The 16094-nt window shown below is 71.7% G+C and carries 16 protein-coding genes; 14 read left to right on the forward strand and 2 right to left on the reverse strand.

Annotated elements, in window-relative coordinates:
- The first annotated feature begins 97 nt into the window (after positions 1 to 97).
- Genes P3T34_RS26715 through P3T34_RS26725 form a run of 3 tightly spaced genes read left to right on the forward strand, consistent with a single transcriptional unit; the run spans position 98 to position 3887 of the window.
- On the forward strand, positions 98 to 1225 hold the full coding sequence (locus P3T34_RS26715; protein ID WP_280668577.1) for a tyrosine-type recombinase/integrase: 1128 nt from the start codon (positions 98 to 100) through the stop codon (positions 1223 to 1225).
- Positions 1222 to 1548: a helix-turn-helix transcriptional regulator gene (locus P3T34_RS26720; RefSeq protein ID WP_280668578.1), complete on the forward strand. Its 327-nt coding sequence runs from the start codon at positions 1222 to 1224 to the stop codon at positions 1546 to 1548. The genes P3T34_RS26715 and P3T34_RS26720 overlap by 4 nt, the downstream gene beginning before the upstream one ends.
- On the forward strand, positions 1545 to 3887 hold the full coding sequence (locus tag P3T34_RS26725; RefSeq protein ID WP_280668579.1) for an XRE family transcriptional regulator: 2343 nt from the start codon (positions 1545 to 1547) through the stop codon (positions 3885 to 3887). Before P3T34_RS26720 ends, P3T34_RS26725 begins: the two co-directional genes overlap by 4 nt.
- Here P3T34_RS26725 and P3T34_RS26730 read toward each other — a convergent pair.
- Complete coding sequence (locus P3T34_RS26730; RefSeq protein WP_280668580.1) at positions 3884 to 4378, reverse strand: hypothetical protein; 495 nt, start codon at positions 4376 to 4378, stop codon at positions 3884 to 3886. The genes P3T34_RS26725 and P3T34_RS26730 overlap by 4 nt on opposite strands.
- Before the next feature lie 380 nt (positions 4379 to 4758).
- Between P3T34_RS26730 and P3T34_RS26735 the strand changes: the two genes are divergently transcribed.
- From P3T34_RS26735 to P3T34_RS39960, 11 genes are all read left to right on the forward strand, one after another.
- Positions 4759 to 6318, forward strand: a complete 1560-nt coding sequence (locus P3T34_RS26735) for an ATP-binding protein (RefSeq protein ID WP_280668581.1) — start codon at positions 4759 to 4761, stop codon at positions 6316 to 6318.
- Positions 6318 to 6737, forward strand: a complete 420-nt coding sequence (locus tag P3T34_RS26740) for a roadblock/LC7 domain-containing protein (RefSeq protein ID WP_280668582.1) — start codon at positions 6318 to 6320, stop codon at positions 6735 to 6737. Before P3T34_RS26735 ends, P3T34_RS26740 begins: the two co-directional genes overlap by 1 nt.
- On the forward strand, positions 6734 to 7099 hold the full coding sequence (locus P3T34_RS26745; RefSeq protein ID WP_280668583.1) for a DUF742 domain-containing protein: 366 nt from the start codon (positions 6734 to 6736) through the stop codon (positions 7097 to 7099). Before P3T34_RS26740 ends, P3T34_RS26745 begins: the two co-directional genes overlap by 4 nt.
- Positions 7080 to 7721, forward strand: a complete 642-nt coding sequence (locus tag P3T34_RS26750; RefSeq protein ID WP_280668584.1) for an ATP/GTP-binding protein — start codon at positions 7080 to 7082, stop codon at positions 7719 to 7721. Before P3T34_RS26745 ends, P3T34_RS26750 begins: the two co-directional genes overlap by 20 nt.
- A complete protein-coding gene (locus tag P3T34_RS26755; RefSeq protein WP_280668585.1) occupies positions 7718 to 8968 on the forward strand; it encodes a cytochrome P450 in 1251 nt (416 codons plus the stop codon). The genes P3T34_RS26750 and P3T34_RS26755 overlap by 4 nt, the downstream gene beginning before the upstream one ends.
- A gap of 11 nt (positions 8969 to 8979) precedes the next feature.
- A complete protein-coding gene (locus P3T34_RS26760) occupies positions 8980 to 10185 on the forward strand; it encodes a cytochrome P450 (RefSeq protein ID WP_280668586.1) in 1206 nt (401 codons plus the stop codon).
- Between the two features lie 240 nt (positions 10186 to 10425).
- Positions 10426 to 11754, forward strand: a complete 1329-nt coding sequence (locus tag P3T34_RS26765; RefSeq protein ID WP_280668587.1) for an ABC transporter substrate-binding protein — start codon at positions 10426 to 10428, stop codon at positions 11752 to 11754.
- 59 nt (positions 11755 to 11813) lie between these two features.
- Entirely contained in the window at positions 11814 to 12821 is a 1008-nt protein-coding gene (locus P3T34_RS26770) for a sugar ABC transporter permease (RefSeq protein ID WP_280668588.1), read from the forward strand.
- On the forward strand, positions 12818 to 13765 hold the full coding sequence (locus P3T34_RS26775) for a carbohydrate ABC transporter permease (protein ID WP_280668589.1): 948 nt from the start codon (positions 12818 to 12820) through the stop codon (positions 13763 to 13765). The genes P3T34_RS26770 and P3T34_RS26775 overlap by 4 nt, the downstream gene beginning before the upstream one ends.
- Before the next feature lie 84 nt (positions 13766 to 13849).
- A complete protein-coding gene (locus P3T34_RS26780; RefSeq protein ID WP_280668590.1) occupies positions 13850 to 14542 on the forward strand; it encodes a ribonuclease HII in 693 nt (230 codons plus the stop codon).
- A gap of 390 nt (positions 14543 to 14932) precedes the next feature.
- Positions 14933 to 15316: a hypothetical protein gene (locus P3T34_RS39960; protein WP_348534691.1), complete on the forward strand. Its 384-nt coding sequence runs from the start codon at positions 14933 to 14935 to the stop codon at positions 15314 to 15316.
- 69 nt (positions 15317 to 15385) lie between these two features.
- Here P3T34_RS39960 and P3T34_RS26790 read toward each other — a convergent pair whose 3' ends face one another.
- Positions 15386 to 16018 (reverse strand): hypothetical protein, encoded by a 633-nt coding sequence (locus P3T34_RS26790; protein WP_280672415.1) that lies wholly within the window; start codon positions 16016 to 16018, stop codon positions 15386 to 15388.
- Positions 16019 to 16094 lie beyond the last annotated feature (76 nt).

Below are 16094 nucleotides of genomic sequence, written 5' to 3' on the forward strand. Positions count from 1 at the left end.
GCAGCTCACGTAGGGGACCGGCCGAAGGCCGGTCCCCTACGTCGTGCCCGTGACCTGCACGGAGTAACCGATTCAACGATGTTGCGTTAGATGCATCGTGAGTCGAGCGGTTGATCTGCCGGGTGCCGCGCACCTGGTGCTGGCCGACGGGGTCGTTCACCTCGACCCGGAGCCGGCTGTCTTCAAGGCGATGCTGGACGGCTGGGCCCGGCAACAGCGGACCCGCTTCCTGGACGAGGACGGGACGATCAAGCCGCGGCTGTCGGTGGTGCAGCGCTTTGCGGAGTTCACCAACCAGTACCCGTGGCAGTGGGAGCCTGCCGAGGTCGAGGCGTTCATCGACCACCTGAGATCGCGGCGGAAGAACTTCGCGGTCTCGACCGGGAGGAACTACCAGAACGCGCTCCGCCTGTTCTGCGAGTACGTCACCGATGCCCGCTACGGCTGGCCGCTGCGGTGCCTGGACCAGTTTGGCCAGGCCCCCGTGCAGGTCCTGCACGAGTGGAACACGGTCACCCACAGCAGCGAGTACGAGGGCGATCCGGGCCGGCGCCCGCTGACCTACGAAGAGGTCCAGGCCCTGTTCGACGCGGCGGACGGCCGGGTCGATGAGATCCGGGCCCGGCACCGGAAGGGCTCGCTCGCCGCCCTGCGGGACGCGATCCTGCTCAAGACCGTCTACGCCTACGGACTCCGGCGCCAGGAGGCCTGCGGTCTCGACCTGGCAGACCTTCGGCGGAATCCGAAGATGTCTCAGTACGGCCGGTTCGGCGGCCTGTTCGTGCGATTCGGGAAGTCCTCCAAGGGCGGCCCACCCAAGCGCCGCACCGTCTTCACCGTCCCCGACCTGGACTGGAGCGTCGACCTCCTCGCCCAGTACCTGGAGGAGGTCCGGCCGGCCTTCTCCCCGGGCAAACACCCCGCGCTCTGGATCACCGAGCGCCGCGGACGGATGTCACCGCGACGACTGGACGAAGCGTTCGAGACCGCCCGCAAGGCCGCTGACCTGCCGGAAGAGCTCGATCTGCATGGGCTCCGCCACAGCTACGTGACCCATCTCGTGGAGTTCGGCTACCCCGAGCGGTTCGTCCAGGACCAGGTCGGCCACGCCTACGCCAGCACCACCGCGATCTACACCGGCGTCTCGGACGAGTACCGCAACCGGTTGCTCCAGCGGATGTTGAAGGAACGGCACGCCGAGCTCTGGGAGGACGACGAGACGTGATCAAGAAGATGGGCTACCACTGGCACCTACGTCAGATCATGGCCACCCGACAGATGTTCCAGACCACCGACCTGGTCGGCCCGCTCGCCGAGCGGGGCATCACCCTCTCCCGCGAACAGGTCTTCCGCCTGGTCACCCAACCCCCGCAGCGGCTGTCGATGGACACCCTCGCGGCACTCTGCGACATCCTCGCCTGCCAGCCCGGCGACCTCATCGAGGTCCAGGTCGTCAACGAGGAGATCCGCAAGACCGCAGACGAGACATCGGTCCGCCCGCTGCCGGCCGCCCGGCGGACCACGATCCGACGCCCCGAGGGCCTATGAACCGCACCCGCGCCCGCCAGCGAGCCGAACAGCGACAGGCGGCCCTCGACCGCGTGGTCACGGCCCTGACCACCACGCTGCCCGGCCTCGACCATGCGGCGGCCCTCGAGGCCGTCACCGACGCAAGCGCCGCCCAAGGCGGCCCGCTCCGCGACCTCGACCAGCACCTGGCCGCCCACCCGCAGGCCCTGGTCTCCGGCGACTCCCACTGCCCGCCTGTGGTCGTTCGCCTCACCTCGATCCTTCACGCCGCCGGACACACCGTGGCCCGACCGGCCTGCACCGACTGCGGGCGAGCCGGCCTCGACCTGCCCCGGTCCGGCCCCGCCGGGCGCCTCTGCGTCACCTGCGCGGCCCGCAGCAGCAAGGGCACCTGCGACCGCTGCGGACGCACCGGAACCCGGCTCGCCGCCCGCCGCTCCGAGGGCCGGATCTGCTACTCCTGCTACCGCGTCGACCCCGACGTCGTCGAAGAATGCGCCGGCTGCGGGCAGTTCCGCATGCCCGTCACCCGCCGCCCGGACAACTCACCCCTCTGCGCGAACTGCTGGAAAGGCCCCCAGCACGAATGCTCGAACTGCGGCACGGTCGGGCCAGCCAAGTCCAACGGCCCAGGCGGCCCGCTGTGCTCTCCCTGCCACCACCAGTCCAGGAGGCCAGTGCGGGCATGCGGACGCTGCGGACAGGTCGCCCGCATCGCCCGCCGGGCCACCGGATCCCACCCCGACACCTGCGAGGACTGCTGCAACGGACCGACCAAGACATGCTCCAGCTGCGGAGAGGAACGCCCCTGCCAGCGCGGCGCGGACGGCGCCTGGACCTGCCGGGCCTGCCGCCCAGACCGCCCAGAGCGAACCCAGGAATGCTGCCGCTGCGGGCGGACCCGCCGCGTTCACACCCGGTGGCCGATCGGCCCGGTCTGTTCCACCTGCTACACCGTCGTGCTGGACACGCCCGCGACCTGCTCGGGATGCGGCCGCCACCAGCCACTGATCGGAAGAACCGCCGAGGACGGCAACGGCATCTGCGGAGCCTGCGCAGGCACCGCCTTCGACTACACCTGCCGAGCCTGCGGGCTCGGCGGCCGGACCTACGCCGACGCCAAGTGCGCCCGCTGCGTGCTCGCCGACCGGCTCCAGCACCTGCTGGCCGGCCCGGACGGGCACGTCCCGGCCGAGCTGCAGCCACTGCGCGAGGCACTCGCTCAGGCGGACCGCCCGCGCGGCATCCTGTTCTGGCTGCAGCGAAGCCCGAACGCCGCCCTGTTCGCCGACTTGGCCGCCGCCGGCGACCCGATCACCCATCAGCGACTCGACCGGCTCCCGCCCAGCCGACACCTGCACTACGTCCGCCACACCCTCGTCCACCTCGGCACCCTCCCGGAGCGCGACGAGGAACTCGACCGCATCCCCGCCTGGCTGGACATGGTCCTCACCGGACGGCCCACCGGACACGTCCACCTGATCCGCTCCTACGCGCACTGGCACCTGCTGCGACGGGCCCGACGACGCGCCGCCCGTCGCCGCCGCCCGGCCGAGCCGGGCTCCTTCCTCCGCACCCGCGTCCTGGTGGCCCTGGAGTTCCTCACCTGGCTCGACGAACACCGCATCGACCTGGGCGGACTCCGGCAAGACGACCTCGACCGCTGGCTGGACGCCGGCAACACCCGCACCTACGCGATCCGCTACTTCCTGTCCTGGACCACCAGCCGCGGTCTCACCAGCGAGCTGACGGTCCCTTCCATCCCGCGGCAGCAGCCCAGCCACCTGATGGACGAGGAAGGCCGCTGGCAGCTGCTGAAACACTGCCTGACCGACTCGACCATGGCGCTGGACACCAGGGCCGCCGGAGCACTGATCCTGCTCTTCGGCCTACACGCCTCCCACATCCGGCACCTAACCGCGACCCAGGTCACCAGCCGCGACGGCAACAGCTACCTCACCCTCGACCGGCACCCGATCCTCCTGCCGCCCCGGCTCGCCAAACTCCTGCACCAGCTCGCCGACGCCCCTCACACCCGATCCGCGCTCACCCGCACCACCCGCGGCGAGCCCTGGCTCTTCCCCGGTCTCGTTCCCGGCCGCCCCACCTCGCAGACCGGGCTCAGCTCCAAGCTCCTGGCCCACGGCATCGACACCAGGCCAGCCCGGAACGCTGCCCTGGTCGCTCTCGCCGGCGACCTGCCCGCACCGGTGCTCGCGAGCATCCTGGGACTCCACCCCAACACCGCCGTCCGCTGGGCCGGGTTCGCCAAGACCTCCTGGGCCGACTACTTGGCAGCCCGCGCCGCAGACATTCGGAAGGGGAACGACGGTCGAATCAGCCCGCGCGGGCCCTAGAAACGGCGGGCCGGCAAGTCCTCGCGGGCACGCCAGAAGTCTGCGTTCTGGGGCTCAGCCAGCCAGCCCGCCACGCGCTCGGCGCCTGCTTCGAAAGCTCGAGACAGCGAGACGTCGTCACCGACGGCGAACGTGAGGACATCGACGTCATGAGTGCCGTGGTCGCTCTCGCACCAGCAGCCCACGTTCACCGAAGCGGTCACCTCGTGCTGGCCCTGGTCCGTCCAGCCCACCTGGAACTGGAACTCCAACCAGTCGCTCCCGCTGGTCGGCTGAACAACGTCCAGGAGGAGGATCACCCAGGTCCGGGACTGCGGACCCGTGAAGACCGCATGCTCCAGTTTCCACTCCCACACCGTTGCGGCGCCCTGGGGCTGAGCCGCGTCAACGATGCGGGCCGCGCGCTCCAGTGATTCGACGGCGGCAGCGGACAACTGGGGAAACAGCGTGCTCACCGGCACGTGGTCGAAGGTGCCTCGGCTCATGGGCATGAGCTGATCATCCGGTCACTCAGGCGCCGACGACAAGGGGTCTCCCCGCTCTGAAGCACGCAGACAGGGAGGAATACGGCATCCCAGCAACAAGTGCTCTGCGCCAGTAGCACTGCACTGCGGTAGCACGGTAGTGCCGGGAGGGCGGGGACTTCGAGTCCCCGCCCTCCCGGCGTTGCAGGCCAGGTCCGGTCCGTTCGCACCCTGACGTCACTTGTTGGCACCGGGTGGAGCACAATGCGTCAACTGACCGCTTGAGTAGCTCTTCTGAATCGATATGATCTGTTGACTGCGTGAACTGATCATGCATCCTCCATAGCCGGGGGATTGGTGCGCTGTCGCCCGCTCTGACTCCGACGCTCGCACCGAGGATCAGCCTGATGACCGCACGCCTTCGACGCCCGTCCGGTAGACCGGCCGCCCTGCTCTGCGTCCTGCTGGCGGTGGCCGTCGCGGCCGGTGGCGTGGCCGCCGCGGGGGCCGCGGCGCCCGTCCACGAGCGGTCGGAGGCCCTCGGCTGGGCCTCGGCTGCGGCGCTTGCCTGGTGTGCGGCGGTAGTTGCGGCGATCGTCCAGCGCGGCCGGGTCGGGCGGCTGCGCGAGCAGTTGGCGCAGTCGCAGGCCAGGGTCGAGGCGGCGCACGCCGCCGCGGTGCGGGCCGGGGCCGACACGGCGGCCGCGGTGGCCGACGCCCAGGCCTCGCGGGCGCGCGCCAACGCGGCCCACACCGAGAGCGAGGCGGCCCGGATCGAGCTGCTGGCCGCCCGTTCGGAGACGCTGGAGGCCCGCTCGGAGGCCGCGGCCGCGCGGGCCGCAGCCGCCGACGAACGGGCCGAACTGGCCCGGCTGGAGGAGGAGACCATCCCCGGGGTGGTCCAGCGGCTGCGGGCCGGCGCCTCGGTGGCGACCGTCCTGGCGGACCACCGGCAGACCGCGCACGAGTACCTGCTGAGCCTGCTGGCCAACGAGATCGCCTATGGGGAGCGCCAGCGCGCCGCGGCGCTGGCGGTCTGCGCGACGGCCGCCGGACGGGTGCAGGCGCTGGCCACCAGCATGCACGCCGAGTTGCGCGAGATGCAGCACCAGCACGGCGAGGACGTCCTCGGCGACCTGCTCCGGCTGGACCACAGCACCGCCCAGGCGGGCCGGATGGCCGACAGCATCGCCGTGCTGACCGGCGCCCGCACCGGCAGGCGCTGGACCAAGCCGATCTCGGTGGAGAGCATCCTGCGCGGCGCGCTCGGCCGGATCGGCGCCTACCAGCGGGTCCGGCTGCACTCCGCGAGCACCGCCGCGGTGGCGGGCTACGCGGCCGAGGGCGTCATGCACGCGCTCGCCGAACTCCTGGACAACGCCACCAACTTCTCCGCCCCGCCGGCCGAGGTGCACGTCTACGTCGAGGAGTTGCACTCCGGCCTGGTGATCACCGTCGAGGACGGCGGCCTCGGGCTCTCCGAGGTCTGGCTGCGCCGGGCCGAGCTGGCCGTCTCCGGGCGGCCGTTGGACCTCACGGCGCTCTCGGCCGGCACCCGGCTCGGTTTCGCGGTGGTCGGCGCACTGGCTCGCAAGCACGGTCTGTCGGTCTCCTTCCGGCCCTCCTCGCGCGGCGGCACCGGCGTGGTGGTGCTGATCCCCGAACACCTGGTCACCCACCCGGAGCCGGCCGTCCCCGAGCCGGCCCGGGCGCCCGCCCGCAGCGCGCTGCCGCCCGCTGCGCCGCAGGCCGTCCCGCCGCCGCTCAGCACCGAGGGCGGCCTGCCCAAGCGCCGCCGCGGCCAGACCATGTCGGCCGCCACCGGCTCGCCCGCCGCCCCCGCGGTACGGGTGCGCCAGCCGGAGGCGGCCGGCCGCTTCGGCGCGTTCCGGCAGGCCGTCAAGGGTCCGCAGCCCGCTTCCCCCCACCCAGCTCCCCCCGCTGACCTCCCGAAGGACAACTCCTGATGAGCAGCACCGCCGACCGCGATCTCGACTGGCTGTTGGAGAACCTGCTGACCAACACCCCCGGCTCCCGCCATGCCTTGGTGCTCTCCGCCGACGGTCTCAAGCTCTGCCACAGCGCCGCGCTGAGCATCGACCAGGCCGACCAGCTGGCCGCCATAGCCTCCGGCATCCAGAGCCTGTCGCACGGCGCCTCGATCGAGTTCGGCGACGGAACGGGCGGGGTGCGGCAGTCGATGACGGAGTTCCACGGCGGCATCCTGTGCATCGTGGAGGCCGGCGCGGGCGCGCACCTTGCGGTGGTGACCGACGAGAGCGCCGACGTCGGCATGGTCGGCCACCACATGCACGCGCTGGTGGAGCAGCTCGGCACGTTCCTCAGCTCGCCGCCGCGCGGGATCGACGCCACCCCGGCCCCGTGACGCGGGCCAGGCAGCCGGCGCGGGACGACGACCCGGACCGGCTCTACACCGTGACCCGGGGCCGCAGCCAGGCCTCGCAGCACGCCTTCGACGTGGTGACCCTGATCGTCTCCGAGGGCGAACCGCAGCCGGGGATGCAGTCCGAGCACGCCAGGATCCTGCGGCTGTGCGTGCGTCCGACCGCGGTGGTGGAGGTGGCCGCCGAGCTGGCCCTGCCGATCAGCGTGGTGAAGATCCTGCTGGGCGACCTGCTGGAGGCGGGCCGGATCACCGCCCGCCACCCCCGCTTCGTCCCTGCCCGGGCGGAACTGCCCGACCTCGACATGCTGAAGCAGGTGCTCCATGGACTCCAGAAGCTCTGACGCGGTGGTCCTCGCTGCCGCCGGGCGGACGCCGTTGCGCAGCACCGCCGAGAACGCGCTGAAGATCGTCGTGGTCGGCGGCTTCGGCGTCGGCAAGACCACGCTGGTCGGCTCGGTGAGCGAGATCCGCCCGCTGGCCACCGAGGAGGTGATGACCCGGGCCGGGATCGGGATCGACGACCCGTCGGCGGTCCGGGACAAGCGCGCCACCACGGTGGCCTTCGACTTCGGCCGGATCACGCTCTCCGCCGAGACCGTGCTCTACCTCTTCGGAGCCCCCGGGCAGGAGCGCTTCTGGTTCCTCTGGGACCGGCTCTTCAGCGGGGCGCTGGGCGCCGTCGTGCTGGTGGACCCGCGGCGGCTGGACGAGTCCTGGTACGCGATCGACCGCCTGGAGCACCACGGGACGCCGTTCGTGGTGGCCTGCAACACCTTCGAGCCGCTGCGGCACGGCCTGGCGGAGATCCGCGAGGCCCTCGACCTGTCGCCCGGCGTCCCCCTGCTCACCTGCGACGCGCGCGACCGGGAGTCCAGCAAGCAGGTGCTGATCGAGCTGGTCCGCCACCTCTACCGCCGGGCCGCGACCGAAGCCCGCCATGTCGAACTGGAGAGCGCCCCGTGACCGACCCAGCGACCACCCCACCGCCGGGCTGCCCGGCGCACGCCGCCGCGGCCCCGCTGTACGGCCCGCGCTTCCAGACCGATCCGGGCCAGGTCTACCGCGAACTGCGCGCCGCGCACGGTCCGGTGGCGCCGGTCGAACTGGCCGGCGGGGTGCCGGCCTGGCTGGTGATCGGCTACCGCGAGCTGCAGCGGGTGACGAGCGAGCCCAAGCTGTTCGGCCGCGACTCGTCCCGCTGGAACGCCTGGCCGACGATCTCCGCCGACTGGCCGCTCAAGCCGATGATGGCCCCGGTGCCGTCGATTCTGTACGCGGAGGGTGTCGAGCACCAGCGCCGCTCGGTGGCGGTCTCCGACGCGCTGGCGTCGGTCGACCCGTACGAGCTGAAGAAGAAGTGCGAGCAGATCGCCGACCGGCTGATCGACGAGTTCGCCGGGCGTGGCGAGGCGGACCTGGTCGCCGAGTACGCGCACCGCCTCCCGGTGCTGGTGCTCTGCTGGCTGTTCGGCCTGGACGACGCCCAGGCGCCGGTGCTGATCCGCGGCCTGCTGGACATGCTGGACGGCGGAGCCGACGCGCAGAGCGGCGCCCAGCGCCTGCTGACCGCGATGCTGGAGCTGGTGGAGGACAAGCGCAACCGGCCCGGGGCGGACGTCACCAGCCAACTGCTGATCCACAAGGCCGGGCTGACCGACGAGGAGATCATGCGCGACCTGCGGGTCCTGCTGATCGCCGGCCATCAGCCCACCGCGTACTGGATCGCCAACGCGCTGCGGCTGATGCTCACCGACGAGCGCTTCGCCGCCTCGCTCTCCGGCGGGCGCCGCAGCATCGCCCAGGCGCTCACCGAGGCGCTCTGGGAGGACACCCCGACCCAGATCTTCGCCGGCCGCTGGGCCACCCGCGACACCCGGCTCGGCGGCCAGCAGATCGCCGCGGGGGACATGCTGCTGCTCGGCCTGGCGGGCTCGAACGCCGACCCCGCGGTGCGCGAGGAGGACGGCGCGGCCGCCGAGGGCAACCACGCGCATATGAGCTTCTCGCACGGCGAGCACCGCTGCCCGTTCCCGGCCCAGGAGGCGGCGGAGGTGATCGCCGGGACGGCGATCGAGGTGCTGCTCGACCGGTTGCCGGACCTGCGGCTCGCGGTCGCCGAGCACGCCCTGGTCTGGCGCCCGTCGGCCTGGGTGCGGGCGCTGGTGGCGCTGCCCGTCGCGTTCACCCCAGGCATATCGACGTCCAGTTGAGGAGTAGTCAGATGAGCACCCCGATCGTTCTCGACCCCTTCGCGCGCGACAGCGCCGGCGAGGGGGCGCTGCTGCGGGCCGCCGGCTCGGTGACGGAGGTGGAGCTGCCCGGCGGTGTGCAGGCCTGGGCGGTCACCCGGCACGCGGCCGCGCGGGCGCTGCTGACCGATCAGCGCCTGGTCAAGGACGCCGCGCACTGGGCCGCCTACCAGCGCGGCGAGGTACCCGGGAGCTGGCCGCTGATCGGGCTCGCGGTGCCCGGGCCGAGCATGGTGACCACCGACGGGGACGAGCACCGGCGGCTGCGGGCCCTGGTGGCGCAGGCCTTCACCCCGCGCCGGGTGGAGTTGATGCGTCCGCAGATCGAGGCGATCACCGCCGAGCTGCTGGACGACCTGGCGGCCGGCGGGCCGGAGGTCGACCTGAAGACCGCCTTCGCGTTCCCGCTGCCGATGACGGTGATCGGCACGCTGCTGGGGGTGGACAAGGCCGACCATGCGTATCTGCGGGACCTCTACGAGCGGTTCTTCGGCAGCGTCCCCGACCCGGGCGGCATCCAGGCGACCATCGCCGCGCTGAACGCCTTCGTCGGCGACCTGGTCGCCCAGCGCCGCCGGCAGCCGGGCGAGGACCTGACCAGCGCGCTGCTGGCCGCCGACGTCGAGGGCAGCGAGCTGACCGACGCCGAGGCGGCGGCGACGCTGCGGGTGATCATCGCCGCGGGCCACGAGACGACCGTCAACCTGATCACCAACGCCGTGCGGGCGCTGCTCGGCCACCCGGACCAACTCGCGCTGGTGCGCGGTGGCGAGGTGTCCTGGGCGGCGGTGGTCGAGGAGTCGCTCCGCTGGACGCCGCCCACCAGCAACTTCCTCTTCCGCTTCGCCGCCGAGCCGATCGCGGTCGAGGGCGTGCTGGTGCCGGCCGGCGACCCGGTGCTGATCTCGTACAACGCGATCGGCCGCGACCCGCTGCAGCACGGCATCACCGCCGAGCTGTTCGACGTCACCCGGGATCCGATCCGCCACCTCTCCTTCGGCCACGGCCCGCACGTCTGCCCGGGCTCGCCGCTGGCCCGCCTGGAGGCGCAGGTGGCACTGCCGGCCCTCTTCGAGCGCTTCCCGCAGCTGGCGCTCGCGGTGCCGGACGGGGAGTTGCGGCCCGGCGCCTCGATCGTGGTCAACAGCCTGCAGACGCTGCCGGTGCGGCTGAACTGAGGCTCTTTCGCGGCGCGGGAAGTCGGTTCGGCCGACGTCCCGCGCCGTTGGTGTTTCCAGGTCCGCCTCTCAGGTAAACCTGAACGCGTCCCTTCTCGTTGGGAAGCCGGTGGGTTAACGTCTTCAAGCCAGTGACGGCATTCGATCTCCGGTTCAGCGCAGCGCCAACTCCTTTCCACCTGGCCGCAGGAGAGCGTTTTGAAGATCGCAAGCAATGTTCGGCTCCGCAATCGTCTACTGGTGGCTCCAGCGGTCCTGGGCCTGGCCCTCACCGCTGCCTGCTCCAACAGCTCCAGCTCGGGCGGCCACTCGACCGCCGCCGCGACCCTGACCGGCGACTGCGCGAAGTACCAGCCCTACGCGGGCCACGCCGGGACGAAAGTGACGATGTTCGCCTCGATCCTCAGCCCGGAGTCGGACTCGCTGGAGAAGTCCTGGGCCGAGTTCAGTTCTTGTACCGGCATCACGATCTCCTACGAGGGCTCCAACGACTTCGAGTCCCAACTCCCGGTCCGGGTGGCCGGCGGCAACGCCCCGGATCTCGCGATCATCCCGCAGCCCGGACTCCTCGGTCAGATGGTCAAGACCGGAAAGGTCGTCAAGCCGCCGGCCCAGACGGTCGAGAACGAGAACAAGTGGAGCCCGGTCTGGAAGACCTACGGCTCCGTCAACGGGACGTTCTACGCCGCGCCGATGAGCGCCAACATGAAGTCCCTGGTCTGGTACTCACCGAAGGCCTTCCAGAAGGCGGGCTACCAGGTCCCCACGACCTGGGCCGGCCTGATGGCGCTCAGCGACACCATCGCCAAGTCCGGCGGCAGCAAGCCCTGGTGCGGCGGCATCGGCTCCGGCACGGCCACCGGCTGGCCGGCCACCGACTGGCTGGAGGAGGTCGTCCTCGGCAGCCAGGGCGGCGACGTCTACGACCAGTGGGTCAACCACACCGTCAAGTTCAGCGACCCGAGGATCACCTCGGCGATGCAGCAGGTGGCCGACTGGATGCAGAACCCGGCCTGGGTCAACGCCGGCATCGGCGACGTGAAGTCGATCGCCACCACGACCTTCCAGGACGCGGGCGCGCCGATCCTCACCAACAAGTGCTGGATGCTGCAGCAGGCTTCGTTCTACGAGGCGCAGTGGCCCAAGGGCACCACGGTCGGGCCGAACGGCGACGTCTTCGCCTTCCACCTGCCCGCGGTGAACCCGGCCGTCCCCAACCCGGTCGAGGGCGGCGGCGAGTTCGTGGCCGCGTTCTCCAGCCGGCCCGAGGTGCAGGCCGTGCAGAACTACCTCTCCACCGCCGACTGGGCGAGCAGCCGGGTCAAGGTCGCCAGCGGCTGGGTCTCGGCCAACCAGGGCGTCGACAAGAGCCTCTACACCGACCCGATCGACCAGTTGTCGGCCGCCGAGCTGACCGACCCGGCCGCCACCTTCCGCTTCGACGCCTCGGACATGATGCCGGCCGCCGTCGGCTCGGGAGAGGAGTGGAAGGCGTTCACGGCCTGGTTCGCGGAGGGGGAGTCGATCAAGCAGGTCGCCGCCGACGTCGACGCGTCCTGGCCGCAGTAGCCGGTAGTCAGTAGCACCGCGGCCCGAACTCCCCTCCGCGCCACGGAAGGACCTCGCGTATGCCCGTCTCCGCAGCCCCTCTCGCCGACTCCGCCTGGAGCGACGCCGCGATCAAGCTGGGCAACACCTTCGGCGCGATCGCGGTCTTCCTGGCCATCCTGCTGGTGGTCTTCCTCACCGCCGGCCGCGCCACCGGCCGCTTCGGGCGGCCGGCGGCGATCGCGGTCTTCCTGGGTCCTGCGGTGCTGCTGCTCTTGGTGGGGCTGGTGGTGCCGCTGGTCCGGACGATCTATCTGAGCTTTCGCAACGACGACAGCAGCCGCTTCCTCGGCGGCCGCAACTACGGCTGGGCGCTCACCACCGACAGCATCCACCAGGTGCTGCTCAACACGCTGCTCTGGCTGCTGGTCGCCCCGCTGGTGGCCACCGGTCTCGGCCTGGCGCTGGCCCTGTCGGTCGAGCGGATGAAGTGGCAGGCGCTCTACAAGTCGCTGGTCTTCATGCCGATGGCGGTCTCGCTGGTGGGCGCCAGCATCATCTGGAAGTTCGTCTACGAGGCCCGTGAGTCCGGCCAGCCGCAGATCGGCCTGCTCAGCGAAGTGGCCATCCGACTGGGTTGGCGCCACCCGCCCAACTGGATCCTCGACCACCCACTGAACGACTTCCTGCTGATGGCCGTGATGATCTGGGTGCAGACCGGGTTCGCCATGGTGGTGCTCTCGGCGGCGATCAAGGCGATCCCGGACGAGGTGACCGAGGCCGCCAGGTTGGACGGGGCCCGCGGGCTGCGGCTCTTCTGGTACGTCACCGTCCCGATGATCCGCACCACGCTGGTCGTCGTCCTCACCACCGTCATGATCGTCACACTGAAGGCCTTTGACATCGTGCGCACGATGACCGGCGGCAACTTCGGCACCCAGGTGCTCGCCAACGAGATGTACTCGCAGTCCTTCGTGCAGTTCAACGTCGGTCGCGGCAGCGCGCTCGCGGTGATCCTCTTCCTCGCGGTGCTTCCGCTGGTCGCCTACAACATCGTCCAGCTGCGCAGGGAGCGGACCACTCGATGATCACGCAGACGCAGGCCCCCATGGACCGGGCGCAGTTGCCCGCGGTGAAGGCGGTCCGCAAGTCCTTCAGCAGCCCGCTCGCCTCGATCTTCGTCGTCGTGGTGACGGTGCTCTGGACGATTCCGACCCTCGGACTGCTGGCCACCTCGCTGCGCAGCCAGCAGGACGTGGCCGACAGCGGCTGGTGGACGGTCTTCACCCACCCGCAGTTGGGGCTCTCCAACTACCACACCGTGCTGTTCGAGGGCGGGTTCGGCGTCAGCGGCGGTCTGATGCCCTACCTGGTCAACTCCCTGGCCATCAGCGTGCCGGCGACGATTTTTCCGCTGGTGCTCGCCTCGATGGCCGCCTATGCGCTGGCCTGGGTGCGGTTCCGGGGGAGTGACACGCTCTTCTTCGTGATCTTCGCGCTGCAGGTGGTGCCGCTGCAGATGGCGCTGATCCCGCTGCTCCAACTCTTCTCCGGCGGCGCCCACCTGGGCGGGATCACCCTCATCCCGTCCTTCGATCTGAGCGGCACCTACCTGCCGGTCTGGCTCGCGCACACCATGTTCGCGCTGCCACTGGCGATCTTCCTGCTGCACAACTTCATCTCGCAGCTGCCCAAGGACCTCATGGAGGCCGCGGTGGTGGACGGGGCCTCGCACTTCAAGATCTTCCGTTCCATCGTGCTGCCGCTCTGCGCACCCGCGCTGGCCTCCTTCGCGATCTTCCAGTTCCTCTGGGTCTGGAACGACCTGCTGGTGGCCCTGACCTTCGCGGGCGGCACCCCGGACGTCGCGCCGATGACGGTCCGACTGGCCCAGCTCTCCGGCTCGTTCGGCGGGCGCTGGGAGCTGCTCACCGCGGGGGCGTTCCTGTCGATCATCATCCCGCTGATCGTCTTCTTCAGCCTCCAGCGGTACTTCGTGCGCGGGCTGCTGGCCGGCTCGGTCAAGGGGTGAACCGCCCGGCGCGGGGCGGCGTCCGGCCGCCGTAGGGTGAAAGCAGCAGTGCCGCCCCCGCCTCGCCCCGAAGGACCGCCTCCCATGCCGTACACCCCGCCGACCCACAGCGTCGAGCGCTCCCTGCGCCGGGCCGGAGCGACGATCGTGGTGGGCCTGGACGAGGTGGGTCGCGGCGCCTGGGCCGGGCCGGTGACCGTCGGCGCCGCCGTCACCGGGCTGCGCCGGGCGCCCGAGGGACTCACCGACTCCAAGCTGCTCACCGAGCGCCGCCGCACCCTGCTCGCCCCGGTCCTCGCGGACTGGGTCACCGCGCACGCCCTCGGCCACGCGTCGGCGCAGGAGTGCGACGAGCTCGGCATGACGGCGGCGCTGCGGCTCGCCGCCGTCCGGGCCCTGGAGGCGCTGCCGGTGGTGCCGGACGCGGTGATCCTGGACGGCAAGCACGACTACCTGGGCGCGCCCTGGAACGTCCGCACGGTGATCAAGGGCGACCAGAGCTGCGTCTGCGTCGCCGCGGCCTCCGTGCTCGCGAAGGTGCACCGGGACGGCGTGATGGCCGAGCTGGCGCCGCAGTACCCGGCGTTCGGCTTCGAGGACAACGCGGGCTACCCCTCGCCGGTGCACCGCGCGGCGCTGGAGGAGTACGGCCCGACCGAGCACCACCGGCTCTCCTGGGCCTACCTCGACGCGCTGCCCAAGTGGCGCCACCTCAAGCGGGTTCGCGAGCTCCCCGAAGCCTCCGATGGGAGCGAACAGCTCACGCTGGGTTTCTGATGGATGATCAGGAGTAGTCGGCGAGGGCGATTTGGGCTGATCGGTGTGCCCGGGTGATGCCCAACAGGTGGGGCGCCCGTGCGCATTCGACTGGCATTTGATAGATATCCGGGTATGCCTGTCTTCCCCGAGGAGCCGGAGATTCACGAGAGCCTCCCGGGCCCCGGCGTTCCCTTCCCCCGCGAGTCGGACGCACAAGCCCTCAGCACGCCTGCCGCCGGCAGTGCCTCCCCCGTCCCGCCGACCCCCGCGGCCGCGGCCGTGCCCGGGCCGAGGCCCGGTCCGCCGCGTCCTGCGGCACCGCGTCCCGGCCCGCCGCGACCCGGACCGCGCGCGGCGGCCCCGGTGCCCGGTCCGCGCCGGGCGTCGGCCGCCCCGCCCGTCCAACTGGTGCCTGCCACTGCGGCGGCCGCTCTGGAGCGGGCGGACGAGGCGGTGGACCAGCTGCTGGAGTCGGGGCGCGAGCCCGGCGACATCCTGGTGCTGACCGCCGCCGCGCCGCACCCGTGGCAGCAGCATGAGCTCTCCTTCGGCGAGGAGCGCTACTGGGCGCAGCTCGCCGAGGGCGCCGACGTGTTCTACGCGGACCTGGCGATCTCCCGTCCGGTTCGCCGGGACGTGGTGGTGCTGGTCCTCGACGGGGCGTCGTCGCGCCGGGCCGCGCAGGCGGTGCAGAAGGCGCTCACCCACGCCACCGCGCTGCTGGTGGTCTGCGGGCCCACCGCAGGACTGGCGGGCCACCCGGCCGTAAGCGGACAGTCGGCCCGAGCCTGACGTACGACGAACGGGCGGCGGTGCGGGGTTCGCCCCGCGCCGCCGCCCGTGGTCGTGCCGGGCCCGGGGTCAGTGCGCGGCGCGCCGCGCGTGCTCGGGCCCGGTCGGAGCGATCGGGTACCACGGCCGGACGGCGCGGGTGGGCTCCGCCGCGGCGGCGCGCGGCTCGCGCTGCGGCAGCTCCGAGACGGCGTGCAACGGGCGCCCGGCCCAGGACCCCGAGTGCGGCGAGCGCCCGATCCGGCCGTCGCCGATCACCTGCCAGCCGGCCGGGGTCAGCGTGACGTACGCGCCGCAGCGCAGGCCGTGCAGCGAGGCCGCGTCGCGCAGCGCCCACATCCACGCGCCGTCCTGCTCGATCCAGCCGAGCGCGCCCTCGCGGCAGTGCAGCAATACGGCGGTCCGCCGAGGGGTGGCGAGCCGCAGGTCGTGCGGGATCACCCGGCGCAGCTGGCCGAGGATCGCGTTGCGGTGCTGCCAGCCGTCCGTCACCTGCGGTCGGGTGCTCACGGAGGCCGAGGCCACCACCCGGTGGTCGTGGTCGAGCACCCCGATCACAGTGGTGCCGGGCGGCGGCAGATGGCGCTGGTGCAGCTCGACGACCAGCTCGCGCGGATCGCGCAGTGGCGGCACCGAAGCGTTCGACCAGGTCTCCAGGTCGATGCTCCGGCTCCGCGCGGAGGGGAGCCCGCCGCGGTCGATACCGTGGGTCACCGTCCTCCTTTCCGGCACCTGCGTACGCCGAAGAAAGGGTCCGGAGGGACCGGTTGTCGGGTAC

The sequence above is a fragment of the Kitasatospora sp. MAP12-44 genome (assembly GCF_029892095.1).
Classification (GTDB): domain Bacteria; phylum Actinomycetota; class Actinomycetes; order Streptomycetales; family Streptomycetaceae; genus Kitasatospora.